This window comes from Secundilactobacillus paracollinoides DSM 15502 = JCM 11969 (genome assembly GCF_001311135.1).
Lineage (GTDB): Bacteria > Bacillota > Bacilli > Lactobacillales > Lactobacillaceae > Secundilactobacillus > Secundilactobacillus paracollinoides.
On the sequence record NZ_BBAG01000012.1, the window covers coordinates 1 to 25,651 of the forward strand.

Here is a 25,651-nt window from a genome sequence, read left to right on the forward strand (position 1 = left end):
AAACACTCTGGTTATCAGACTATTGGCGTTGCGCCGGATTCAGCTTCATTAGACGGGACTTTAACGGAAACCCCGCAGACGATTACATTGTTATACTCAGCCATTGGACAAGAGACTACGCCACAAAAGAGCGGGCCCCTAACCATCAACTATGTGGACGAGAATGGCAATCCGCTTGCACCATCGGTTACAAAAACGGCTAGCGTTGGTAACGGCTATCTGGTTACCCATCAGGATATTCCTGGGTACACCTATGTAAGCCTTGCAACTGGATCAGCCACACCAACTGGCACCTTTACAGCGGACAATCAAGTCATCACTTATGTTTACCAGAAAACATCGTCAGTTCACCAGACAATGGCCAAGGCACAACCGACACCCCGACAACGGGCACGTCAACGGATGACCAAACACCATCAACCCCTGGTGACACGCCTGTAACCACCACTGATGAACCAGCAACCACACAGCAAACTGATTCAGATATCACGGATGGCACAGAAGAGCCAGTCCATGTCGGTCAGCTTCAACAGACTGGGGCTAAAACCACTGTTCAATCCAGTCAAAAGGCTGATCTGAGCCAAACGACCGCACCGGTTACTTCGACCCAGACCATCACATGGTCAATGGGGCAACCAGCAAAAACAACTGGCCAGTATGGCAATCAAGCGCAAAAGACAACGCCGCAAACAACGTTGCCACAGACAAATGATACACGTGAATCGGGCACATTAGGGCTGTTGGGGTTCCTTGTGGGACTCTTCGGTTTAGCCTTAACTAGAAAACGGAAACAACAGTAATCATTCGGATTTAGAGACACACAAAAGGCCAACTCGCAAGAGAGTTGGCCTTTTGTTTTATGCTGAAAGCATCGATTAATATTAGAGAACGGTTTGAATCACTAAACAGAGTGAATGATGAAATAAGATTATTATAATTTATATATTATGGTATTAACCTATAATAGTTATGAAGCGTAATCATCAAAAGACTGAAAAATAAATTTTAAAAAGTTTTTAAATCCCTGACTAATCAGCTTTCATCCAATATAATCCCGTGAGATAGCAGTTTCATCAATAGACATTATCTCAATATTCAATAAATAAGTTAAATTAAAAACGCATTAATCGTTGACAGAATCGCCAAGATAGTTTATTGTTAAAAGCAATCAAAATCTAATTTAATTTTTAGAAGCTAACAATCATGACAGAAAGCATAAACCGAAATTCAAATCGATTTAGTTACTATTGGTTCAGGTAGGTGTCTACAACGTACGGGTTGCAGACACCACTCTCAAGCAGCCTGTGCGACCAATAGTTTTTCAACATGGTTAGGTCACACAGTTAAGAAAGTTAGTTTTACTCACTGTGTGAACCGATAAACGCCGATTATATTAGATTATTCGGCAGAAATTCTTTCCCGCAGTGCACATACACTGCGGGATTTTTGTTTATCTTCGGATGAATAACGGCGATGGGTCAAAACAGCGACCGTTAGATTTTGACAAGGAGGAAAAGAGAAATGTTTGATGGACATACCGATTTATTTGAATTGATTGCAGCACCGGCACATCATAGTTTGTCGCCGCTGATTCACAACACGAGCTTCAACACCCTGGACATCAACAGCGTCTACTTAGCCTTCGATGTCGAGGCGGCAGAATTAGGTGACACGGTGGCCTCATTGCGAGCCTTGTCAGTACGGGGCGCGAACGTCTCAATGCCGTACAAGGAAGCGGTCATCCCCTACATGGATGAGTTGACTCCGATGGCCAAACGACTTGGTGCCGTGAATACCATTATTAACCAAAGCGGTCACTTAGTGGGGGACAGCACCGATGGCCAGGGGTTTGTGGATGCCCTCACCGATGAGGGACTCACAGTCAAGGGCAAGCACATCGTCGTTTTAGGTGCTGGTGGCGCTGGTCGGGCAGTGGTTGCGGCCAGTGCTGAAGCCGGGGCGATCATCACCGTATTTAAACGGCATAACCGCACCTTTGACGCCATCCATGATCAGCTGACCAGCTGGTCGCCCAACATCCGGGTGCTCCCATATGAGGACCTGGATGCCATGGCAACGGCCATCAGCGACGCCGACATTATCATGAACACCACCAACGTCGGGATGGGGACCAACACGGGGATCCCGCTCGATGACAGCATCATGGCGTTACTGCAGCCAGAACAGTTTGTGGCGGATGCGATTTACGCCCCACTGGAAACAAATTTTCTGAAGGTCGCTAAACAACAGGGATGCCGCACCATGAACGGCATCAGCATGCTGATTCACCAGGCAGCCGGGTCGTTCGTCCAGTGGACGTCAGAACCAATGCCGGTTGCCACTGTCAAAGAAGTGGTGAACGACCACCTACTCAGTCTTGTCGCAAAATAACTTAAAAAACTAACCCAAACCAGAAATGAGGAATGCAAAATGATTATTGTATTGACTAAAGAAGATCCAGCCGTTATCTCAGAACTGAAACAACACTTCGGTGACACCCACGATCTATTCGTCCATAACAACCGCGTTGCCTTGCAGGGTGTTACTCCTGAAGACCTGAGTGCCAGCGAAAAAGCCGCTGTCAAAGAAATCATCACGGACGAACCAAAAGCCGTTCAAGGCAGCCGTGAATTCCATCCAGAAGATACCGTTATTCAAACAAAACACAGCGTTATCGGCGGTGATAACTTCTCACTGATGGCCGGCCATGCTCCGTTGAATCACAGGAACACGTCCTAAAGATGGCTGCCGTGGCCAAAGCCAGTGGCGCAACGATCTTACGTGGCGGGGCCTTCAAGCCACGGACTTCCCCATACTCCTTCCAAGGATTAGGCGAAGACGGGTTGAAATTTCTCCGCAAGGCCGCTGATGAATACAACATGGACGTTTTGACTGAAGTCATGGATGACGAACACGTTGAAATGGTCGCCAAGTACACTGACATTTTCCAAATTGGCGCCCGCAACATGCAGAACTTCTCACTCTTGAAAGCTGTTGGGAAGACCAACATTCCAGTGATGTTGAAGCGCGGGATGTCCGCAACGGTTGACGATATCTTGAACGCCTCAGAATACATTGCTGCTGGTGGCAACCACAACATCATGATTGCCGAACGGGGCATCCGGACCTTCGATAACAAGTACACCCGGAACACCATGGATGTTGGCGTTGTGCCTGTTTTGCAAAAATTGACCCACTACCCAGTGATCATTGACCCATCACACGCTGCTGGCCATACTGAATTTGTGACACCATTGGCTTTGGCCGGAACCGCTGCTGGTGCGTCAGGATTAGTTGTTGAAATTCATGATGACCCAGCCCACGCCTTCTCCGATGGTGCCCAAGCCTTGAAGCCAAACGAATACAAGGAAATGGCCGAAAAGGCACTCGCTATCCGCGACCTGCTGACCGGCATGGATAACCAGCAAGCGGAAGCGGGGCGCTAAGATGCAAACAGTATCCGTCACGTTACCGAACCAGTCATACGATGTGTTGATCGAACGCGGGCTGCTGGACCAAACCGGCGCCTGGTGGCTAAATTATGGTCACCAAGACGAATTGCGCTTGTCAGTGATGACAACGTTGCACCACTTTACCAAGAACGCGTTGCCAAAACGCTGGAACAAGCAGGGTTTGAAGTGCACTGCTACGACTTTCCAGCTGGTGAAGCATCAAAATCACTGACAGTGCTAGCAGACCTGGCTCGAAAGATGGCCGCTGCTGCCTTTAACCGCGATGACGGGGTGATTGCCTTGGGTGGCGGGGTGACCGGTGATCTCGCAGGTCTGCTGGCAGCGACCTACATGCGCGGCATTCGTTTCATTCAGATCCCCACATCACTACTGGCACAGGTCGATAGTTCCGTCGGCGGCAAGACCGCTGTGGATCTGGATACGATCAAAAATATCATCGGCGCGTTCTACGAACCAGACCTGGTCATCATTGATCCAGACACCTTACAAACGTTGAAACAACGCGATTTAATTGAGGGCTATGGCGAAATCGTCAAAACAGCGTCCTTGGAAGGTGGTGACTTTTGGAAACTGATCGAAACCATCGACTCGCCCGCTGATCTGCTGACACATTCGCCAGAGCTCAGCGCCCGTTCCATCGGGTATAAGGCGAAGGTCGTGATGGCGGACGAAACTGAGAGCGGCACCCGACAGCTCCTGAACTTTGGCCACACGCTGGGTCACGCAGTCGAAGCACTGGCTGACGGCGACCTACGGCATGGCGAAGCAGTCAGCATTGGGATGCTCGCGTTGATGCAGGTCTTCGAAGATGCGGGCTTGTCTGAAACAGGCATTACAGCAGCCTTGAAGGACCGGCTGGCGGCGGTTGATCTGCCGACCACATCACCGCTCTTAACTTCACCACTGGTACTCGACAAGGTCAAAAACGATAAAAAAAATCGTCACGGCCATTTGAACCTGGTTTACCTAAAGGCCTTAGGTGAACCTGAAATCAAGTCGATTCCAACAGAAGAAATCTCAACATTTTTACACCTACCTGAAGCATAACATGTGTTTGGGAATGCACATGATAACCATAAGTTAGGCAGGTCATGCGTTTCAAAAGCCATATCATTGTAAAGTTTTAAAAAAGAAAGCATTGGGAAGTGCTTTCTTTTTGTTTGGAATTGAAAACGGTTTAAACGGCGTAGAATAGCTATCTTTGTTTCCCAGGATTTTGCGAGACCAAAGTGCCGGATGAATTCTTCTTGACAATGCCCACCATTTAAATTTAAATAGTATTTAATTATGTTAATTACTGAACATTTGTACTGACGGTTACTCAATTCAAATCTGATCAAGGTACAGGTGAGAAAAATGTCACGAAAAGAACGATTAAAGACCACCTTTAGTCTCTATTTTGATTACTTGATCCACGGGATGGCCATTGTGATCTTGGCGCAAAATATGACGGCACTGGGTACCCGTTGGCACGTCGGGGACGCGGGCGTCTCCTATGTGATCTCATCACTGGGGATTGGTCGGTTATTAGTGCTCTATATTGCCGGCGCACTGTCAGACCGTTTTGGCCGGCGATTATTCGTTAAAATTGGAATCGCCACCTACATCTGTTTCTTTGTGGGCATTATTTTGTCGCACACCGTGGTGGAGGCGTACTTCTTTGGGATTTTAGCCGGAATGGCGAACTCGTTTTTGGATACTGGGACTTACCCGGCCTTGATGGAGCTGTATCCGCAAAAACAAGCCGCCGCCAATATTTTAATCAAGGCGTTTGCGTCAATTGGTGAACTGATCTTGCCAATCTTTGTTGCGACCTTGGAAGGCTTCAATCTGTGGTTTGGCTGGTCATTTACATTCTGTGTGGTTGCCTTAGCCATCAACTTTGTTGTGATGTGGCACCGACAGTTCCCAGATATGGCGCAGGAAGTTGCACCATATCTGGGAATTGACACCACGAAGAGCGTGTTAACCGCACCAGAGGAAAAGTCAAAAATGACGCCGCGCAAACTGTTGCTGGGGGTTGTGTTGACCATCTTCGGCTACATTTCTATGGCCACCTTCTATCTAATCAGTCAGTGGCTGACCCAGTACGGTGAAACAGTCGTTAAACTGGACATGGTGCATGCACGGATGCTAGTTAGCGTGTACAGTGTCGGCTCGATTCTGGGTGTGATCACAACGGTCATGCTGGTGGAACGCGTGATCAAACCCGTTTGGTTCATGGTGGGTGACACGCTGTTGTCGTTTGTGACGCTGTTGCTGATGGCGATGTTCCCAGTTGGCTGGTTGATGTATATCGGTTCGTTTGTTATCGGCTGTTCAGCAGCCAGTGGCGTGATGCAGATTGGCTTGACGATTATGGGCAATGTGTTTCCAAGGTCCAAGGGTCGAATCACGGGCATCTACAATACGGCGGGCGCCATCGCGTCGTTTTCGATCCCCGTATTTACAGGTATCCTGTCGAAAACAAGCGTTCACAGCATCATGTGGTTTGACGTGGGCATCGCACTGATCGGCATCTTATGTGCACTGTCAGTGATGGTGATTCTACGGCAGAAGAAGCCTGATGCTGAGGGTGTAACGGAAGAAGAATTGATTTAAACTAAAAAACCAGGTATGGCTCGAGTGAGCGGTATCTGTTTTTTGATTTGTCCATAGTAGTTCGTTGCATTCCGCAATTCGGCAGGCCGTCGTAGTGGCTCGCGACTGAGCTAACTCGATTTCTGCTGCGCAGCTCTCGAGTGGATCTCAGTCGTCTCGCACATCAGTAACCGACCAAGAAACGGTCGCTAACTGATGTCGACACCACGACAACCTGCCGAATTGCTGCATTTCACTGACGTTGAGTTTTATTTTTCGGATAAGTTAAGCATCACATTAGCGTTAGACCATGTTCGAAGAGAATCCGCACTTGACTGCTGCCAGACTCTCAATAGCAATGCTTCTTACGATGTGTCAGTTGACAATCTGGATAAACTAACTGGCTTCTGAGCACTGCTATGAACACTCATTTTCAATATTGAGGCTTTCAAGGATTGTAGCGTAGTGGAGCCGTTCGGCATTGCAGGCTGTGGTGTCGGTGTTAGTTGGCAAGGGTTCTTTCCTTGCCTAGTAACACGGGAGACGTAGGAGATCCTTGAATTTCTGACAAGAAATTCAATAGCTCCGGAGCGACCCCACCTCAGCCTGCAGGGCCGAACGGCGCAACGAAGCGGCGTCGAAGTACTAATGGCACCAGGTGTTGACTGACATATGCCTGCAACGAATCGACAGTGTAGCACATTAAATCAACTGCTTAGCACTAGCGAACGTCTGCCGACAATAACTGCGAACGAAATTGTGGAACCGGTGAACGGATGGGGTGACAAAGTGGTTTTGCTTGGTGATGAGATAAAGATCATGGCTCGTGGTGTTGTCTTCGATTGGCCGCAACAAAACGCGGTCCTGGTTCAGCAACGGGAGATTTGGCATGATGGCGATGCCGACACCGTTCGCGACGAAGCCGGCGATGGTGTAGTCTTCCTCGATTTCATACAGAACATTGGGTTTGATCCCGCTGCTGGCGATGATTTTATCAATTAATGGGCGCAAGCACTATTCTTTGAAAAGAGAATCATCGGATATTTTTCCAGGTCTTTGAAGTAAATCTTATCCTTGGTTGCTAACGGATGGTCGACTGGAATAGCGACCCGAATGGCTTGCTTGACGATGGGAATGAACTGAAAGACATTATCAGCTTCCTGTTCATTAAAGAATTCAGAATAGGACGCTAAAACGACATCGTACTTGTCGTTGTACAGATCCTGTAAAAGTTGTGGGGTGGTGTTTTGGCCAAGATCAAAGCTGATCTTTTGATTTTCTTTTTGCGCCTTAAAGTGGGTCATCAGCTCAGGCACAAGTCGTTGCCCCATGGTATAGGTGAATCCTAAATTGACGTGCCCTTGGTCCGGATTCGTTAATTGGCGGACAATAGCGTTTCCTTGGGACAGGCTGTCCAGACTGTTGTCGATATACGAGAGATAGATCTTACCAATTTGTGTCAGTTTAATATTGCGACCGTCGGGTTCAAACAACGGGACGCCGACTTCAGCTTCTAATTTTTTAATGGCGTAACTCAGTGACGGTTGTGAGATACCAAGGTTTTCAGCCGCCTTGGACATGTGTTGTGTTTTTGCTAATTCGCGGAAAAATTGTAGGTGACGTAAGTTCATAGTCTTAGCCTTCCTTGCTATTTATAGATATATTCTATCATAAAAAGTGCTGAGTATTATTTATTTTGATAAATTGCCATGATAATATTGCAAGTGAATTGAGTAACAATTAATGTCTTTACCTTATTAAATAAACTTAGGAGTGATTTTCATGTCTTTGAATCAACTAGATGGACACACAATTTTAATCGGCTTAATGGCTTATCCTATTCGCCATTCCATGTCTCCTACAATGCACAACCATGCTTTCGAAAAACTGGGTTTAAACTACGCATACCTTGCTTTTGAAATCACAAATGATGGTTTGGAAGGTGCTGTAAACGCTATCAGAACATTGGACATGAGAGGCTCAAACATCTCAATGCCAAACAAGCAAAAAATTATTCCTTTATTAGATAAACTTGACCCAGCTACTGAAATGATTGGCGCTGTTAACACCGTTGTTAACGACCACGGTGTTTTGACAGGGTACACCACTGATGGAATCGGCATGATCAAGTCATTGGACGACGAAGGCATCAACATTCGTGGCAAGAAGATGACGTTAGCTGGTGCCGGTGGTGCCGGAACTGCGATTGCCATTCAATGTGCATTAGATGGTGTTAAAGAAATTTCTATCTTCAACCGGGATGATGAATTCTTGGCCCAAGCACAACGCAACGTTGATCTGATCAACGAAAAGACGGACTGCAAAGCCACATTGCACCACTTGGAAGACCAGGATGATTTCAAGAAGGAAATCGACGACGCCTTCATCTATGCCGATGCCACCAGCGTTGGGATGAACCCGTTGGAAGGTCAAACCTTAGTGAGCGACCCATCATGGTTCCGCAAGGATCTGATCGTGTTCGATACGGTCTACGCCCCACGGACAACTAAGTTGATGGAAGTTGCTGAAGAAGCTGGTGTTGAACACGTCTTCAACGGGTTGGGTATGATGCTTGAACAAGGCGCCGCAGCCTTCAAGCTTTGGACGGGTAAGGAAATGCCTGTTGACTACATCCGCGACATTTTGTTTAACGGCGACAACTAACCATATAGTAGATAAACGCACTAAGCTGCATCAAAACGATGATTCATCCTTTGTGAAAGGGCATATCCGACACACATATTGAGCCCTTTCAACGCGTGACATGAAGTCACCAAGTATCCAGTCGTTTAATGGTGTCAGTAAATTGTTGAAGGGGTATTCATTATGAAAAACAAGTATATGCCAACAGCGATCAGCCTTTACCTGAACTACTTCGTTCATGGTATCGGGGTCATCGTTTTAGCACAAAACATGTCGTTCTTGGCCAAACAATGGGGCACCAATGCCGGTGGCGTTGCCGTGGTCATTTCATCACTTGGTATCGGTCGGTTGATCGTGCTGCTGGTCTCTGGGATGCTGTCAGATAAGTTTGGCCGCAAGCCATTCGTTATCTTAGGGGCGTCAACGTACCTGCTGTTCTTCGCTGGGATCTTGTTAAGCCACTCGATCGTGGTCGCCTACATCTTCGGGATCATTGCCGGGATGGCGAACTCGTTCCTGGATTCCGGGACGTATCCAGCACTGATGGAAATGTTCCCAGATGCTAAGGGGACGTCAAACGTCATCATTAAGGCGTTTATCTCAGCTGGTCAGTTTGCATTACCACTATTTGTCAGCTTCCTAATCGCCGACAATATCTGGTATGGCTGGTCATTCGTCATCTGTATCGCGATCCTATTGCTGAACATCATTTTCATGACGGTCGAGGTCGTTTCCCAGCACCAAACGCTGATGCCAAGGCCGCAGCCGAAGCAAAAGCCAAGGAAGAAAAGGAAGACGTTGCTGACGTCAAGAGTCCTGGTAACATCTGGTTTGATGGCGTGCTCTTCATCCTTTACGGGTACATTTCTCAAGCGACCTTCTACCTGGTCAGTCAATGGTTGAGTCAATATGGCTCATCGATTGCAAAAATGGGTGAGACCAGTTCACGGGCACTTGTCAGTTACTACAGTGTTGGCTCGCTAGTTTGTGTGTTCGTCACCGCAGCTTGGCTAAGAAGGCTGTCAAAGAAATTCAATTCTTGTCGATCTACACCGCGATTTCATTTGTTGCCTTGTTGTTGATGTACCTGTTCCCAACCGCAATGATCTGTTCCATCATGTCATTCGTGGTTGGCTTCTCAGCCGCCGGTGGGGTCATGCAATTAGCGTTGACTGTGATGTCATCCTTCTTCCCGAAAGGCAAGGGGACCATTACCGGGATCTTCTACACGGCTGGTTCGATTGCATCCTTCACCATTCCGCTGTTCACCGGGATGATGTCCACGAACCTGGCAAACATTTGGCTGTTCGATATTATTATCGCAGCCCTCGGGTTCATCGTTACAACTATTATCACGATTCGTTACTACCATCTTTTCAAACATTCAGATGCTCAAACTAATGAAGAAGTACAGGAAGGAGCTGCTTAATCTTGGCAAACCCAACAGTTAAAGTAGGGAACACCGTTCTTGGCAGCGGCCGGCCAAAGATTGCCGTGCCGATCACTGGAAAAACGCAGGAAGACATCTTAAGTCAAGCAGCCGACATTAAGGCTGCCCAACCCGACGTAGTTGAATGGCGGATCGATTTCTTTGATGGCGTGCTAGACGCTGATCGATTAGCTGAAACGGGTAAGGCATTGCACGACGCCATTGGCGATTTAGCCTACTCACCACGTTCCGGACAAAGGGTGAAGGCGGCGAACTCGTTTTAGACGACGCCGGTTATTTCCAAGTCTGCGAAAACGTTGTTGCCGGTGACTTTACTGACGCGTTAGACGTTGAACGGTATCACGAAGAATCAGCTGTTAAAGGGATTATCGAGAAAGCACATGCTCAAAAGGTTGTCATTATCATGAGTAATCATGACTTTGACAAGACCCCAGCGGAAGATGACATTGTTGGTCGTTTGACCAGCATGGTTGAATACGGTGCTGACGTTGCCAAAATGGCCGTCATGCCAAATTCAGTCCAGGATGTCATCACTCTCCTGGAGGCTACTCATAGAGCAAGTTTATCGTTATCTAAACCAATTATCACAATGTCTATGGGTGATCTTGGGAAAGTTTCCCGGATCGCTGGTGAAGTCTTTGGCTCAAGTCTCAGTTTTGGTACCGTGGGTGCTGCATCAGCCCCTGGTCAAGTTGCATTAGACCACTTAAAGGTTTAACTTGAAGATCTCAAGTTGTCCTAAGCCGGACCAAACTGAATAGTCACACCTTAAGGAGGTGATCAACCCCATGCCAATGCATACCAAGTCAAAAAGATATGTTTCGCAGTTCTCGATGATGGGCACGATCATCTCTTTGACGTTATTTGAACAAAATCAGGACGCTGTCGAAAGCGTCTATGATTATTTAGCCCAAATGGATCGCGTTTTCTCGGCGAACCGGGGTGATTCAGAGTTATCGCGCATTAATCAGCAAGCAGGCGTCGCACCGGTAACGGTTAGCGATACCGCCTATGGTCTGATTCAGGACGCCATTCACTATACCCGCAAACATGCGGATAGTTTCAACGTGTTGATGGGGCCGCTGGTCAAGCTGTGGAAGATCGGGTTTGGCGGCGCTCAGGTGCCACCAAAGACCGAAATTGCCAAACGACTGACGCTCATTCATTCTGCGGATGTGGTGCTTAACGAAAATGAGCATTCTGTGTATCTGGCGCAGGCGGGCATGCAGCTCGATCTGGGCGCGATAGCCAAGGGCTACTTTGCTGATCAGATTAGTCAGCAGTTGCAGGATCAGGGGATTACCAGTGCCATCATCGACCTTGGCGGCAACGTTCAGATTCTGGGGACGAATCCAGCCACGTCTGACGGCCGATGGCAGATCGGCATTCAAGATCCGCAACAGCAACGGGGCCGACCCCGACTTCAGGTGCAAGCCCCTGCTAAAACATTTGTCACATCAGGCATCCGCGAACGTCATTTTGAAATCAACGGCCGCACTTACCACCATATCTTAGACCCGCAGACCGGTTTTCCCGTCACAAATGACGTGCAACAGGTCACCATCATCACCGATAATTCCGAACTTGCCGAGGTCTTATCCACAGTCTGTTTCTTTAAGGGCTGTGAGCGTGGTCTAGCCATGGTGGAAGGGCGCAAGGATGTTGAAGCGATATTTATCGACCAAACCAACGCTGTTCATCATACGAGCGGCTTAACCGTCACAAATAAAGGAGTGTTTTCATATGAGTAACGAAAAACAAATCAAAGGATCCGCAATGGGTCACAACGGGATCATCAATTACGAACTAGACGTTAACGATAACAAGCTTGAAGATTTAAAGATCTTAAAGCACTCTGAAACGTCAGGTATCTTTAACCAGGTCATCGACAAACTGAAGGCCAACATCATTGAACAACAGTCCTTTGACGTGGACGCCATCAGCGGGGCAACCGTTATGACGCAAGCTATTCTGGATTCAGCTAAGGAAGCAGTTGCGGACGACAAGGACGTTAAGCTGACACCAAAGCCAAAGAAAGAAGTTACCCACGTCACAACGCGTTTGAAGGCCGACGTTGTCATCATTGGTGGCGGTGAAGCCGGATTAGTTGCCGGTGCCCGCGCCCTGACTGAGGGCCAAAGCGTTATCTTAGTTGAAAAGAACGGCTACATGGGCGGTGCCACCATCTTAAACGGCTCTAACGTTGTTGGGACTGGCTCAAAGGTCTCTGAAAAAGCGCTGGGTCACACTGAAGACACCCCAGTGCGGTTGGCACAAGATGTTGCGCGTGAATCACGTGAAACGAACTTAACTGATTTAACAAAATTGATGGCCAACAACATTGGTCCAGCCATTGATTTCATCAGTGACTTTGCTGATTTGCACTATCAAAAAGCACAAACGCAAACTCCAGAACACTCCGTTGAACGGCAAATTGAATTACCGACTGCCTCTAGTTTTGAATTTATCAGTAAAGTTTCTAAAGCCTTCCAAGACAAGGGTGGCAAGATCATCCTCGGTGCCCGGGTCGAAGACATGACCGAAAACAGCAAGGGTGAAGTGATCGGCCTGGTAGCTGAAGCTAAGAATGAAACCTTTAAAATTAAGGCGCACTCAATCGTTTTGGCTTCCGGTGGCTACGGTGCTAACCAAAAAATGCGTGGTGCCGAGAGTGAAGGCATTGACTACTATGGCCCAATGACCTCAACTGGTGACGCCTACAGCTTTAACAAGGATCTGAACCTGAAGTCCCACAACATGGGCTGGTACAAGATCTATCCACACGGTGTTGAAACGGAACCGGGTATCGCTAAGTTGACCACCTATGCTTCAAAGGAAGCCACTGATCTCGGTGCCCTCTACGTGAACTCAAAGGGGAAGCGGATCGTTAACGAATCAGCTGTCTATACTGATTTCCGTGATGCCATCCTGCAACAACCAGACCGGATGTCCTACATGTTGATGGACGAACGGACCTGGAAAGAAGTTTACAAGCTTTTGGTCCTGCATGACTTCACTGAAAAAGAGATCAAGCAGTTCTTTGATAATAAGGATAAGGAACCATTGTTTGTTAAAGGTTCCCTTGAAGAAGTCGCTGCGGCTGCTCACGTGGACGTTGCCGGACTTGAAGAGACTGTTAAAAACTATCAAGGCTATGCTAAGGCAGGTAAGGATCCTGAATTCGATCGTCAGCCTGAATACCTACACGCATTCGAAGGAGACACCTTCTACATGGTTGAACAACGGGGCCGGTTTGCCACAACCTTGGGCGGCTACTCCGTCAACGCTGACAAGATGCAACTCGTGAACACGGATGACCAGCCAATTGCGAACTACTACGCTGCTGGTGAAGTTGTCGGCGGTGCGAACGGCCATGACTCAATGCCAAGTATGATGAACTCATGGGGCATTTCTTCTGGGTATGTTGCTGGGGAAGCGGCTAGCGAAAACGCGAATCGTCTCAAAGCGGCAGGACCGGACGCAGTCAATTTAGTTGCCCTTGTTGGGACGAATGCTTCAAAGTCTTACAACCGGAAACTACTGACTGCTATGCAAGATTTATTTGATACCCAAGCTGACATTGACCTGTGCGAAATTAAGGAGTTGCCACTGTTTAACGAAGACCTGGTCAACGACGAACCCGAGAACGTTAAGGCATTTGGTCAAAAGATCGACGATGCCGATGGTGTGATCATCGGTGTGCCGGAATACGACCACGCAGTGCCTGCAGCGTTGAAGAGCGCAATCGAATGGCTCTCATGTGCTGAACACCCATTTACTGGCAAACCAGTGATGATCGTTGGTACGTCGCTTGGGATTCAAGGCACCGTTCGCGCCCAGATGAATCTCCGTCAAATTCTGGATGCACCAGGTGTTGACGCTGAAGTGATGCCAGGAAATGAATTCATGTTGCCACAAGCTGGAACTAAGTTTGAGGATAACGGCACCATTAATGATCCCGGCAGTGTTAGCTTTTTGAAGCAGTGCTTTGGTAACTTCGTTCAGTTCATTGCGTTGAAGAGTGCGGATGAAGATAAGAAGGCTCAGGAAGTTTAATTAGTTGTTCTGAGTTCGTTGCATTCCGCAATTTGGCACTCCGCTGAGAGTGGCTCGCGATGAAGCTAATTCGATTTCTGCTGCGCAGCTCTCGAATGGATCTCCATCGACTCGCACATCAGTAACCGACCCAAGAACGGTCGCTAACTGATGTCGACACCACAGCTCCGTGCCAAATTGCTTCATTCCACTGACGTTGAGCTTACTTTCTATCACTGATTAAGTATCACAATGGCGTTAAACCGAGTTTGCGGAGAATTCGCCCTCGACTGCTAGTAAGACCATTGACAGCTACGTTTCTCACCACGTTCTAGACACAGATAACGATTGATTAACAGGTTTCATGACAACATTTATGAAGCCTTACTATCTATGATGAGGATAACAGTAACGTAGCGTAGTGGAGCCGGTCGGCATTGCAGGCTGTGGTGTCGGTATTAGTTAGCGACCGTCTTTTGGTCGCTTACTAATACGGGAGACGTAGGAGATTCTTAATTTCTGTAAAGAAATTCAATAGCTCTGGAGCGACCCCACCTCAGCCTGCAGGGCCGACCGGCGCAACGAAGCGACATACTTGCACCAGATGAATCACTCAATTAAAGAAAATACTTTGCACTTTAAACCTAAGGAGGTGGTGATAACGTTGTGTCATTGTTATTGCTACCTTCTTTTCTATTGATAGAAAATATAAAGAAAACTGAGTTAATTCATAGAATGATAATTGTATTGAAACCAGGTCAAGAATCCGTTGTGACTGAATTAAAGCGTCACTTTGGCGACCATCACGATGTGTTTGTCCATGAGAACCGCGTTGCCATTGCCGGTATTACTGCAGATGAACTGATTGGATCGGAGAAGGCTGCTGCCGAGGAGCTGATTACGGATGAGCCTAAGGCCGTTCAAGGCAGCCGTCAATTTCATCCAGAAGATACGGTCATTAAAACGAAGCACAGTGTTATCGGTGGTGATCATTTTACCCTAATGGCGGGACCTGTTCCGTTGAATCACAAGCACATGTGCTGAAGATGGCGCGGGTTGCTAAGGAGAACGGTGCAACTGTTTTACGTGGTGGTGCGTTTAAACCGCGGACATCACCCTATTCGTTTCAAGGACTTGGGGAAGACGGTCTGAAGTATCTGCGTCAAGCTGCTGATGCGTTCGGTATGGATGTGCTGGCCGAGGTCATGGATGACGAACATGTTGAAATGGTTGCCAAATACACCGATATTTTCCAAATTGGTGCCCGGAATATGCAAAATTTTTCGTTGCTGAAGACAGTGGGGCAGACTGACATTCCAGTGATGCTAAAGCGTGGCATGTCCGCAACGGTTGACGATATTTTGAATGCCGCTGAATACATTGCGGCTGGCGGTAACCACAATATTATGATTGCTGAGCGGGGGATTCGGACGTTTGATAACAAATACACCCGCAACACCATGGATGCAGGTGTGGTCCCTGTTTTGCAGAAATTGACCCACTATCCAGTGATTATTGACCCAAGTCATGCCGCTGGGCACACTGAGTTTGTTACGCCGTTAGCCTTGGCCGGGACAGCTGCCGGGGCTTCAGGACTGGTCGTGGAAATTCATGACGACCCTGCTCACGCGTTATCAGACGGTACGCAAGCATTGAAGCCAAACGAATTCAAAGACCTAGCTGAAAAGGCGGTTGCGGTGCATGATCTCCTGTTTGGAATGGACGAAGAAGAGACTGACACGGAACCACAAACGAGGCATTAAAATGAAAACTGTTGATGTCAAACTCACAAACAAGACTTATCAGGTCATGATTGCCGCTGGGCTGTTGCAACAAGCCGGTCAGTTGGTGGCGAATGTCTGGTCACCGTGCAAAATTGCGTTGGTGAGTGATTCTAACGTCGCCTCACTGTATCAACGGCAGGTCGCGGATACTTTAACGCAGGCTGGGTTTCAGGTATTTTGCTACGACTTTCCCGCTGGAGAATCGTCGAAATCACTGACCGTTTTGGGTGACTTGGCGCGTCAATTAGCCGCGGATGCGTTTAACCGCGACGACGGCGTGATTGCGCTTGGCGGTGGTGTGACGGGTGATTTAACGGGTCTACTAGCCGCCACCTATATGCGCGGCCATTCGGTTCATTCAGATGCCAACGTCACTGTTAGCGCAGGTCGATAGTTCCGTTGGCGGGAAGACCGCAGTAGATCTGGACAGCATCAAAAATATTATTGGGGCCTTCTACGAACCAGATCTAGTGCTGATCGATTCTAATACATTGAACACGTTGCAACAGCGTGATTTGGTGGAAGGCTACGGCGAAATTGTCAAAACGGCGGCCATGGTTGGTGGTGCGTTTTGGTCGCTGATCGAAACAATCAATTCACCAGCCGACATCATGACGCACGCTGAAGAACTCAGTGCCCGGTCGATTCAATTTAAGGCCGACGTGGTGATGGGGGATGAAAAAGAGAGTGGTCAACGACAACTGCTAAACTTTGGCCACACCCTTGGCCACACGGTTGAGGCATTGGCAGATGGCGGTTTGCGGCACGGTGAGGCGGTCAGCATTGGCATGGTCGCTATCATGCAACTTTTCGAGAACAATGGTGATGCACAGGCCGGAATCACCGATAAGCTCCGCGACCGTTTACAAGCGGTTGGATTACCGACAACGTCACCGTTGCTACACTTGCCAGCAGCGTTGGATAAAGTGAAAAACGACAAGAAGAATCGGCATGGGCACCTCAATTTGGTCATGATTAAGACGATTGGTGCGCCACAGATCGTGTCGATTCCAAGTGCGGAAATTGGGTCATTTTTGAAGCTTACAGCAGGTTAGATTGGAGATCTTGAACATGGCAGAAAAGAGTTGGTTAGGGTTAACCGGAAAAGTGTGCGTTGTTACTGGGGCCGTTGGCGGAATGGGGACGAAGATCTGTGCTGAATTTGCGAAACAGGGGGCTAACGTCGTGTTGGTCGACCTGCTGGCGGATAAGGTGACAGCGTATGCGACCGACTTAGCGGCTAAATTTGGCGTGAAGACGTTGGCGTTGACTTGCGATACGACGGCTGAAACACAGGTGGACGCAGCCGTTGAACAGGTGGTTGCCACGTTTGGTCGCGTCGATATCCTGGTAAATACAGCGGCTATTTTACGGTTTTCGCCACTTGAAGATCTGCGGCTGGATGAATGGCAGACGGCGCTAAACATCAACGTCACGGGCTATTTCTTGATGGCCCAGCGATTCGGTAAACAGATGATCAAGCAAAGAAAGGGCACGATGGTGCATATTTCAACGGTCGCTTCCTACTTCCCTGAAACCTATAGTGGCGCTTATAGCACGACTAAGGCGGCGGTTAATATGTTATCCAAACAGATCGCGGCTGAATGGGGCCAGTACGGCGTTCGGAGTAACTGCATTTTGCCGTGTCTGGTAAAAACACCGATGTCGGAGAGCTTTTACGCGGATCCTGATGTGGAAAGTGGCCGGACGCGATTGGTTGCTAGCCGGCGAATCGGGACGCTGGACGATATTGCCAACAGCGTGCTGTATTTGGCCAGTGACCGGTCAGACTACACCAACGGCGCAGAGTTGGCAGTGGATGGCGGTATCGGGATCATGATGCAGGATATGATTCCTAAGCCTGGTGGTCGTCGCGGTTATGCAGAGGCACATCACCAAAATAAGTAACGGCAGATGGCTGAGTTGTTGAGACTAGTATACCGAACCAATGTAAGGGTAATGTGTTGAACGTGTAAAGGTTGTGTAAAGGTGATTTTGGTCACAAGGACACATTGCTTGTCATCAACCGAAACGTCAGGTGCCTGAATGTGTAGCGACGCATGGCATTCGAAGGGGCGCTAAGATGACAACATGGCAGGAATTTGAAAAAATACTGACCGCAATTTCACCAGTGGATAAAGTTTTGATAGACGCCTTAGTCCAACTTGTTTCAAAGAGATGGAATTTGAAGGTTTCCCAGAAAGAATTGGCTAAGAGGAGTGGTATGAGTCTGGCTCAAGTCACTAGCCTTGAACTGCTAGAGACAATGCCAACCCTTAAAATACTCAGTCAGTATGCGGATGGATTAGGGATGAAACTTGAATTAACCGTTGTTCCAGCGTAACAAAAAGGATCTCCAGATTAGTGGAGATCCTTTTTAAGTCTATTTAAGCCAATCTTCCGGCTTATTCAATGCTTCCTGCAGCTTCTTAAAAAAATGGCTAACATGCCAAGCATCCGCAACCGCATGGTGAATGGTAAACGAAACGGGCATGGTTCGCCGGTCGTCCTGAAGCACATACTTGCCGGCTTCAATCACTGGTAAAAAGTTGGGTAGACCGTTAAACGATAGCGGCGTATAACTGTTAAAGTGCAGCCACGGATTCATGTTGATCATGTAGGCATTTTCTGGTTGATCCGGCTTGGCAACAGCACCGTGTTGGTCGCTGTACTGTGTTTTATCGGCCTCATAATTGGCGTTAAATACTGCCAAATCAGCATTGTAGTCAGTCCAAATGCCGGAAATCGTGTGGTCGTCTTCATGAAATACCGAATATGACGGTGTCAAATGGTCGTAGTAACCCAATTGTTTCCCGCGTTGGGCAATCATGAATTCTGGTTGTTCGCTGATCAGCCGCGTCATCAGATACAGGTAGACCGCGTTGAAGTGATAGCCAGCCAATTTTGCGGCGTCGTAGGTGGCAGTGATATCCACGTCCACGTTGACGGTAAAGCCAGTCGGCATCATTTTAGTGAAGTAGTAAAAGTAATCCCGGCGTTGCCAGGTTTGTAAATCAATTGGTGTGAAGGTTGGGGTCATTATTTTAGCTCCTTAAGCGGGGTATTATAGCCGTTATCGCCAAACGGCTGCAGTTTTTCGAACCATTTTTTCTTTAATTCCCGCAGTTCATAACGCAGGTTAACCACGTCATCCGTTTTCTCTTCCCAAAGGACGTCACACGTAAAGGCGTCTTCCCCCATAGCGTCCCAGTCGGCCTGCAATGGCGTGTGCCCATAGGTGTGATTTTTAAGATTGAACTTGTAGTAATTCCAGCGATTTTTGGTGTTCGGTACGGTGTCGATGTAGATCTTATGGTTCACGGTATTGGTGATCTGAATGACACCATAGTAGGTGGATTGTCGTTTATAGGCGTCCTTCAACGCTTTGTGGTCAGTCATGAGTATGCTCCTTTAAAAAATGCGCCAGTAGGTCCGATTGTCAGTAGTGCGGGCTAAGAACCCGTAATCAATGAGGTAGCGTTTGATGATGCCGTAGTCGAAATAGATGGCCTTAAGTTTGGTATCCACTTCGTGCTGCGGGTATTTGGTATTAAACGAAAATTCATCAGCGATGCGATAGAGCAGGGTGATGATCTTTTTCTGTCCCTTTGGCAAGCGGGTGAGCACAATGCCGGCATCAGTGAATGTGAAATATTTTTGCGTGGTGTCTGCGTATTCTGTTTCGGTGATCCGGAAGCGGTCGTCGTTGTCAGTGGCCATGGGCGGAATTGGCAGGTAATCCTTAGTCGGCTCGTCGCCAAAAACGGCCTGATACTGCGCGAGATATAGGCGTGCTTGTTTGGCCTTTTCCCGAAAAGTAAATTTCTGGTGGCGAATCGTCGAAGCACTTACCCCAAGCTGGTCAGCAATGGCTTGGTTCTTTTGTTTAAGGCTAAACGCCTGCAATAACCGAATCTGCGTCTCAGTTAACGTGTTGTACTTCGTATCAGCTGTTAACAGTGCGTCTAGGGCGCCGCCATGGGTTGCGTTCAGATGGGTAATGACAGCTTCAGGTTCTGAAAAACGGGCGGTGCAGTAGTTGCATTGCAGCTGACCACCGACCGGATGGTACCCTTGGATCAATGCTGCTATGGGTAAATCTTGAAAGTTCATCGAAACACCTCAATTCAAAACCTAATTATAAATTGTTTACATATATTGTCAACAATAATTTTATTTGTTGATTATTTCCGTCATGATTATGATTTTAATAAAGGCTTGATGTTCTGAACTGACGATTTGTGCTACCATGCAGGAAGACAATTAGAGAAGGAAGCGACGATAAATGCGCGTTAACGTTTTACAGCACACGCCAAATGAAGGGCCGGGCGCGATTCAGACCTGGACGCAGGCTCGGGGCCGTGAGATGTATGTGTATCATCCGTATCAGTTAGGTCATTTGCCCACAGCGGATGAGACTGATATGCTGATCGTTCTCGGCGGCCCCATGAGTCCAAATGATGACCTGGACTGGATCAAACAGGAGCGCGCACTGATCAAGCAACTTTTGGCGGCACATAAGCCGATTTTTGGCGCGTGCTATGGTGCGCAACAAATCGCAAAAACACTAGGATACGCGGTTCACGCCTCGCCGGTAAAAGAGGTTGGCTGGGCACCAGTTACGTTGCAGAGCCATGCCATCCCTGATTTGCCAGCAACCTCGCTGGTCCTGCATTGGCACCAGGAAATGTTTGAGATTCCAGACGAGGCTGAACTGCTTTATTCTAGTGAGGGGTTACAGAACCAGGGATTTGTGATTCCCCACGAAGCCATTGGTCTCCAGTTTCATTTTGAGCCATTAGCGGACAATGTCCGGGAAATGGTCGTGAACGATGGCGCCTATACAGCCGGTTCTGTTTTGAATGAAACGCCACAGGATATCCTTGCGACACCGGTTCCTGCAGAGAATCAGGAGACTGTTTTTAAATTACTGGATTATTTAACCGACTAAAAACACCAATCAGCACGTTGTCTGATTGGTGTTTTTTAATGGTTCAGTTGAACTTGTTTAACAATTGCTTCTGTCGCCAAGTTGGTCACAGTCTCCCGGGAGGCATTAATGAAACTATGGTCAGCGTTCTTCAACACATGCAGGGTCGCATTTTCGTAAACGGCTTCGTACCGTTTAGAGGCCTTGATATTCACAACGACATCGTGGTCGCCGTGAATAATGGTGACTGGGCCGTGATACCGTTGCGCGACTTCGTAAATTGGCAGGACCTGTGCTGAGCGCAGATAGGCTCCACCGACGCTTAACCCAGCATCTGGCCGGACTAATAGCTTATCTGGCACGTGATTGGGTCGTAGGTTGCACCCTGTAACACGCCCGCAAGCGCATCGTCCTTCAAAGTGGCAGCTGGTGCCATCAACACGATCTTTGTGATGAACTCGGGGTATAACCCGCCAAGCATGCTGGCCACAACACCGCCTTGCGAGTGACCCATCAGATAGATGTGGCGCACTTCAGGAAGTTGCCGGACATAGGTCAGAATGGCCTCGGCATCGGAAATTTCGTTTGGCACCGTCATATCTTCAAATTTGCCGTCACTTTTACCGTGACCGTTAAAGTCAAACCGAAGTGAGGCGATACCCTGTTTTAGCAGTTTTCGACTCAGGTTATAGAGAATGTGATCCGGCGTGAAGCGCGATTTGAAGTGAACCCGTGCATGAGAATCGCTAAATCGTAGGTGGTCGTGTCATCCGGCGTTAGAATTGTGCCGCGGATGGTTAGGTTGTCTCTTTGTACTGTAATTTCTTTTTCTGTCATATGCATCATCCTCTTCTGTATAATAGGCTATTTATCAGAATTAGATAACATTTACTTCATCCCAACGTCATTCTAACAGTTGAAAGCGGTTAATTTAGGCTAATTATTGACGACTATTCGGCGTTTATTGACTTGCTTGATTTTTGATTCGCCAATTTTTGGCATTTGCGTGCACAAATTTTTCAAAGGTGCGATTCATGGATCGCAAACTACCGAACCCCGTGTTAACGGCAATTTCTGTCAGGTTGTTTTCGCTGCGAAGTAACAAGCTCTGTGCTTTTTGACAACGGACATATGCCAAATATTGATATGGCGTTGTCCCTAAATTCTGTTTAAAGAACCGAATAAGATATTCCTTCGAAAGGTGGACACTGTTTGCAATATCATCGATCTTCAGCGGTTCTTGATAATGTTGATACATGTACTCGGTAATTGACGAGAGTCGTTGCTGTTTCTCAGTGTTTTGTGGCAGAGCGTAAACTTTTGAACGCGAGAAATGTTCAACAAGCGTGGTGACGATCATCATTAAATACGTTCGAATTTTCAAGATAGTCAGTTCGTTTTGGTCATGGCCAAACTGGCTCATGATTTCATTCAGTAGGCGTTGAAGTTCATGGTAAGCACGCTTTTGATCGTTTGAGAACCTGTCAGGGTGATTGAGATCAAATTGAATTTGTTCAACTGACGGATAACAGTCTTTCAAAAAAGGTAGGGGAAAAACGATGGTCAGTGCGGCAGGTTGTTGACCATCTGCACTCGCTTGTTTGGACTGTACGCCGTGAACTTCACGTGAATTCACCAGCAATATTCGTCCCGGCGAGGTTGTGAAGTGGTCATCACCAATTGAAAAGTCATCAATCGTATCACTAATAGTGTAATTTAATTCTACGTCATCATGCCAGTGTCGATGAACAACAACGTTTTTTAATGCCGGGTGCACGATAAATAGGACCGGCAATTTTTTAGTCGTGTAGACAAATTGATGCTCATAAGCAGCCATGTTTTCCTCCTTTGACGATGAATTAACTTCTATTATTACCTATATAGGCTTTAAATCAACTACAATATTTATAGAATTTTTCTATTAAAACAACAACGGATTTCTATTTGATAAACCGTTTTCATGTGGTATAGTGACAAGTGAATTAGTTAACATATTTATTTAATCCCATAGTTCGTTTCTAAAAATCAATATGATGTCACTGATGCATAATAAGCGATATAGTTGTGATTTAATGCTTTTTAATAGACAAGAAACTGTTTTGTCTACAGGTGTTAGCAATTATTTTAAAAATCACAAGCTTAGTATTAGTCGACTCATAATTACTTGGTCGGAAACTATAGCTATGGCTTTTTTGTGTTTTCGACCAGAAAATGCGAAGGTGGAAATAATGAAGAATAAATATGTCCCTACCAGTATTAGCCTGTATATGAACTACCTCGTTGTTGGGATGGCAATATTGATCCTACCGCAAAATATGGATACGTTAGCCAAACAGTGGAATACAAGCATCGCCGGTGTTTCAGTCGTTATCTCGGCTGTCGGAATTGGTCGGCTGATCGTGATGCTTGTTTCAGGTGTTTTGTCAGATAAATTGGGTCGAAAGCCATTTGCCGTCGTCGGTGGTGCAACCTATATTTTATTTTTCCTCGGAATTTTAATCAGTCATTCATTGATTGTTGCAATTATCTTTGGTGTTCTAGCTGGAATTGCCAATTCATTCTTAGATGCTGGTACTTATCCAGCACTGATGGAAATGTATCCAACGCATAAAGGGGCTGCCAATGTTGTCATCAAAGCCTTTGTTTCGGGTGGCCAATTTATATTGCCGTTGTTCATTAGCATGATTGTTGCGAATAAGCTTTGGTATGGGTGGTCATTTTTGCTTTGTGCCGCAATTTTGATTCTCAATGTGGTCTTCCTGTTAACGTTGTCGAAGTTTCCTGCAGCCAGTCAAGGTAGCAGTAAAAAAGAAGAAACTGCCGCACCTGTCAAGCCACAGAAGTCTAAAGGAAATGTCTGGATCGATGGGACGTTGTTTACGATTTTCTCATTTGTTGCTCAAGGTATTTTTCTGTTGTTTAGTACCTGGATCACCAAGTACGGTGAGGCCATTGTCAAAATGGGTGATGTGAGTTCCCGTGCACTAGTCAGTTATTACAGCATTGGGTCGATCACTTGTGTTCTATTAACCATTTATCTCTCACATCGTGGTGTTCAGGATATTCACTTCTTGTTTGTCTACATGATGATGTCGTTTGCTTCGCTCCTCTTAATGTATTTGATTCCAGTAGCTTGGGTCTGCTCGATTTTATCATTTGTCGTCGGATTCTCAGCTGCCGGAGGCGTCATGCAGATTGGGTTGACCATGATGGCCACCTTCTTCCCGAATGGTAAGGGAACAGTTACCGGTGTTTCGCAAACATCAGCTTCCATTGCCGGATTTGTTGTTCCGCTATTTGGTGGCGCATTATCAGGCAACATTGCAAATGTCCTGTTGTTTGATGTTGTCCTAGCTCTGATTGGGTTTGTTGTTGCGGGTGCCATCATGTACCGTTACCGTAAATTATTTGGTCGTCACAAGAAAGCACCTAAGGCGCAACTCGAGGTTGCATCACAGAACACCAATTAGAGTGCACGATAGAGATTGTAATGAAGTGGAGGAGACATCATGAAAAATCGGGCTTTATCAACGAGTGCCGGCATGTATCTGAACTACCTCATTGTCGGGATGTCGATTATTATTTTGCCACAGAATATGGATGTGCTGGCGAAGCAATGGCAAACTAATTTAGCCGGAGTTGCCGTTGTCATTTCGGCCGTTGGACTTGGACGGGTATTTGTTTCACTAGTCTCTGGCGTGTTATCAGATAAACTAGGCCGTCGACTGTTTATTATTTTGGGTGACCTGCTGTCCATCGTGTTCTTCCTTGGTGAATTGCTATGTACCTCATTGACGCTCGCCTTAATTTTCGCAATTATTGGCGGGATCGGTGGCGCGTTTCTTGATTCAGGGACTTACCCAGCACTGATGGAGTTATTCCCAGAGCATAAGACGATTGCCAACGTGACACTAAAAGCATTTGTTTCCATTGGTCAGTTTACGTTACCACTGGTGATCAGTTTCATTGTTGCACAGCATTTATGGTATGGCTGGTCGTTTATCATGTGCATTGCAGTGCTTGCTGTCGTTGTGCTTTTTATCACCTTTTTTGCGCATTTTCCTGTTAGAGAACAGCAGACAAATGTTCAACACAGCAATTCACATGTTGTGAAAAATCATTCGAAAAAATCAGGCAATATCTGGATTGACGGGTTGCTGTTTGCTATATTTGGCTACACAGCGGATGGCGTTTTTCTACTTGTTAGCATTTGGATTACGAAATATGGTCAAGAAGTCGTTGGCATGAACGATGTGAGTTCGCGTGCTTTAGTCAGCTATTATAGTGTGGGGTCGATTTCCTGCGTGCTATTGACAATTTGGCTATCGCACCGTGGTGTGAAGGATATTCAATTTTTGCTGAGCTACATGGCAATTTCTTTCGTTTCATTACTTGTGCTATACCTTTTCCCAACGCCCGTCATTAGTACGCTGATGGCTTTCATTGTCGGTTTCTCCGCAGCAGGCGGCGTGATGCAAATTGGCATTACAGTTATGGGGACCTTTTTTCCAAACGAAAAGGGAACTGCAACGGGGATTATTACCACTGCGTCAGCCATTGCTGGGTTTACGGTCAATTTGATTGCCGGTGCGTTGGCGACTAATCTAGCAAACGTCATTTTATTCGACGTTGGATTGGCGCTTATTGGGTTTATTTCAGCAGCCCTGATTACGATTCGCTACCATCATATTTTTGATAGTCAGACTGAGCAAAAGACTGCTGTACCTTTAACCGTCAAACATTCATAAAGAAAGGA

At 47.0% G+C, this 25,651-nt stretch carries 18 protein-coding genes and 7 pseudogenes; 19 read left to right on the forward strand and 6 right to left on the reverse strand.

Annotation, left to right across the window (positions count from 1 at the left end; translation table 11 throughout):
• The 6 genes and pseudogenes from JCM11969_RS06015 to JCM11969_RS06035 all read left to right on the forward strand — a co-directional run.
• The coding region (locus tag JCM11969_RS06015) for a MucBP domain-containing protein (RefSeq protein WP_162231456.1) at positions 1 to 441 on the forward strand (441 nt) is incomplete at its 5' end.
• Between the two features lie 185 nt (positions 442 to 626).
• Complete coding sequence (locus JCM11969_RS17015; RefSeq protein ID WP_082409203.1) at positions 627 to 800, forward strand: LPXTG cell wall anchor domain-containing protein; 174 nt, start codon at positions 627 to 629, stop codon at positions 798 to 800.
• A 721-nt stretch (positions 801 to 1,521) separates the two neighbouring features.
• Entirely contained in the window at positions 1,522 to 2,391 is an 870-nt protein-coding gene (gene aroE / locus JCM11969_RS06020; RefSeq protein ID WP_054709417.1) for a shikimate dehydrogenase, read from the forward strand.
• 39 nt (positions 2,392 to 2,430) lie between these two features.
• Positions 2,431 to 3,446, forward strand: a pseudogene (gene aroF / locus JCM11969_RS06025) (3-deoxy-7-phosphoheptulonate synthase).
• Between the two features lies 1 nt (position 3,447).
• Positions 3,448 to 4,520, forward strand: a pseudogene (gene aroB, locus JCM11969_RS06030) (3-dehydroquinate synthase).
• Positions 4,521 to 4,829: 309 nt separating this feature from the next.
• Positions 4,830 to 6,074 carry an MFS transporter gene (locus JCM11969_RS06035; protein WP_054709420.1) on the forward strand — a complete coding sequence of 415 codons (1,245 nt, stop codon included), beginning with the start codon at positions 4,830 to 4,832 and terminating at the stop codon, positions 6,072 to 6,074.
• A 681-nt stretch (positions 6,075 to 6,755) separates the two neighbouring features.
• On the opposite strand, the pseudogene JCM11969_RS06040 reads toward JCM11969_RS06035, so the two are convergent.
• Positions 6,756 to 7,684 (reverse strand): annotated as a pseudogene (locus tag JCM11969_RS06040) (LysR family transcriptional regulator).
• Between the two features lie 151 nt (positions 7,685 to 7,835).
• Here JCM11969_RS06040 and JCM11969_RS06045 point away from each other — a divergent pair.
• The 10 genes and pseudogenes from JCM11969_RS06045 to JCM11969_RS06085 all read left to right on the forward strand — a co-directional run bounded on the left by JCM11969_RS06045 (position 7,836) and on the right by JCM11969_RS06085 (position 18,309).
• Positions 7,836 to 8,717, forward strand: a complete 882-nt coding sequence (locus JCM11969_RS06045) for a shikimate dehydrogenase (RefSeq protein WP_054709424.1) — start codon at positions 7,836 to 7,838, stop codon at positions 8,715 to 8,717.
• Between the two features lie 162 nt (positions 8,718 to 8,879).
• The gene (locus JCM11969_RS17020) at positions 8,880 to 9,599 is read left to right on the forward strand and encodes an MFS transporter (protein ID WP_082409204.1); all 720 of its coding nucleotides are present in this window, start codon (positions 8,880 to 8,882) and stop codon (positions 9,597 to 9,599) included.
• Between the two features lie 103 nt (positions 9,600 to 9,702).
• Entirely contained in the window at positions 9,703 to 10,125 is a 423-nt protein-coding gene (locus JCM11969_RS17025) for an MFS transporter (protein ID WP_156319275.1), read from the forward strand.
• Between the two features lie 65 nt (positions 10,126 to 10,190).
• A pseudogene (gene aroD / locus JCM11969_RS06055) lies at positions 10,191 to 10,864 on the forward strand (type I 3-dehydroquinate dehydratase).
• Between the two features lie 76 nt (positions 10,865 to 10,940).
• Positions 10,941 to 11,897, forward strand: coding sequence for an FAD:protein FMN transferase (locus JCM11969_RS06060; protein WP_054709503.1), 957 nt, complete (start codon positions 10,941 to 10,943; stop codon positions 11,895 to 11,897).
• Positions 11,890 to 14,202: an FAD-dependent oxidoreductase gene (locus JCM11969_RS06065; RefSeq protein WP_054709427.1), complete on the forward strand. Its 2,313-nt coding sequence runs from the start codon at positions 11,890 to 11,892 to the stop codon at positions 14,200 to 14,202. Before JCM11969_RS06060 ends, JCM11969_RS06065 begins: the two co-directional genes overlap by 8 nt.
• A gap of 714 nt (positions 14,203 to 14,916) precedes the next feature.
• Positions 14,917 to 15,944: pseudogene (gene aroF / locus JCM11969_RS06070) on the forward strand (3-deoxy-7-phosphoheptulonate synthase).
• 1 nt (position 15,945) lies between these two features.
• Positions 15,946 to 17,020 (forward strand): annotated as a pseudogene (aroB, locus tag JCM11969_RS06075) (3-dehydroquinate synthase).
• A 16-nt stretch (positions 17,021 to 17,036) separates the two neighbouring features.
• The gene (locus JCM11969_RS06080; protein ID WP_054709430.1) at positions 17,037 to 17,873 is read left to right on the forward strand and encodes an SDR family NAD(P)-dependent oxidoreductase; all 837 of its coding nucleotides are present in this window, start codon (positions 17,037 to 17,039) and stop codon (positions 17,871 to 17,873) included.
• Between the two features lie 175 nt (positions 17,874 to 18,048).
• A complete protein-coding gene (locus tag JCM11969_RS06085; protein WP_054709434.1) occupies positions 18,049 to 18,309 on the forward strand; it encodes a helix-turn-helix domain-containing protein in 261 nt (86 codons plus the stop codon).
• 39 nt (positions 18,310 to 18,348) lie between these two features.
• Here the strand turns inward: JCM11969_RS06085 and JCM11969_RS06090 are convergent, their stop codons facing one another.
• Genes JCM11969_RS06090 through JCM11969_RS06100 form a run of 3 tightly spaced genes read right to left on the reverse strand, consistent with a single transcriptional unit; the run spans position 18,349 to position 20,078 of the window.
• Complete coding sequence (locus JCM11969_RS06090) at positions 18,349 to 19,005, reverse strand: chloramphenicol acetyltransferase (RefSeq protein ID WP_054709437.1); 657 nt, start codon at positions 19,003 to 19,005, stop codon at positions 18,349 to 18,351.
• Positions 19,005 to 19,364: a GIY-YIG nuclease family protein gene (locus JCM11969_RS06095; RefSeq protein WP_054709441.1), complete on the reverse strand. Its 360-nt coding sequence runs from the start codon at positions 19,362 to 19,364 to the stop codon at positions 19,005 to 19,007. Before JCM11969_RS06095 ends, JCM11969_RS06090 begins: the two co-directional genes overlap by 1 nt.
• A gap of 12 nt (positions 19,365 to 19,376) precedes the next feature.
• Entirely contained in the window at positions 19,377 to 20,078 is a 702-nt protein-coding gene (locus tag JCM11969_RS06100; RefSeq protein WP_054709445.1) for a DUF2087 domain-containing protein, read from the reverse strand.
• A gap of 172 nt (positions 20,079 to 20,250) precedes the next feature.
• Here JCM11969_RS06100 and JCM11969_RS06105 point away from each other — a divergent pair, with 172 nt between their 5' ends.
• A complete protein-coding gene (locus JCM11969_RS06105) occupies positions 20,251 to 20,916 on the forward strand; it encodes a type 1 glutamine amidotransferase (RefSeq protein ID WP_054709449.1) in 666 nt (221 codons plus the stop codon).
• Between the two features lie 35 nt (positions 20,917 to 20,951).
• On the opposite strand, the pseudogene JCM11969_RS06110 reads toward JCM11969_RS06105, so the two are convergent.
• Positions 20,952 to 21,732 (reverse strand): annotated as a pseudogene (locus tag JCM11969_RS06110) (alpha/beta hydrolase).
• A gap of 124 nt (positions 21,733 to 21,856) precedes the next feature.
• Positions 21,857 to 22,732 (reverse strand): AraC family transcriptional regulator, encoded by an 876-nt coding sequence (locus JCM11969_RS06115; RefSeq protein WP_054709451.1) that lies wholly within the window; start codon positions 22,730 to 22,732, stop codon positions 21,857 to 21,859.
• A 391-nt stretch (positions 22,733 to 23,123) separates the two neighbouring features.
• Between JCM11969_RS06115 and JCM11969_RS06120 the strand changes: the two genes are divergently transcribed.
• Together JCM11969_RS06120 and JCM11969_RS06125 are read left to right on the forward strand one after the other, a co-directional pair.
• The gene (locus JCM11969_RS06120) at positions 23,124 to 24,365 is read left to right on the forward strand and encodes an MFS transporter (protein WP_054709454.1); all 1,242 of its coding nucleotides are present in this window, start codon (positions 23,124 to 23,126) and stop codon (positions 24,363 to 24,365) included.
• Positions 24,366 to 24,404: 39 nt separating this feature from the next.
• Positions 24,405 to 25,643, forward strand: coding sequence for an MFS transporter (locus JCM11969_RS06125; protein WP_054709457.1), 1,239 nt, complete (start codon positions 24,405 to 24,407; stop codon positions 25,641 to 25,643).
• The last annotated feature ends 8 nt before the right edge of the window (positions 25,644 to 25,651 follow it).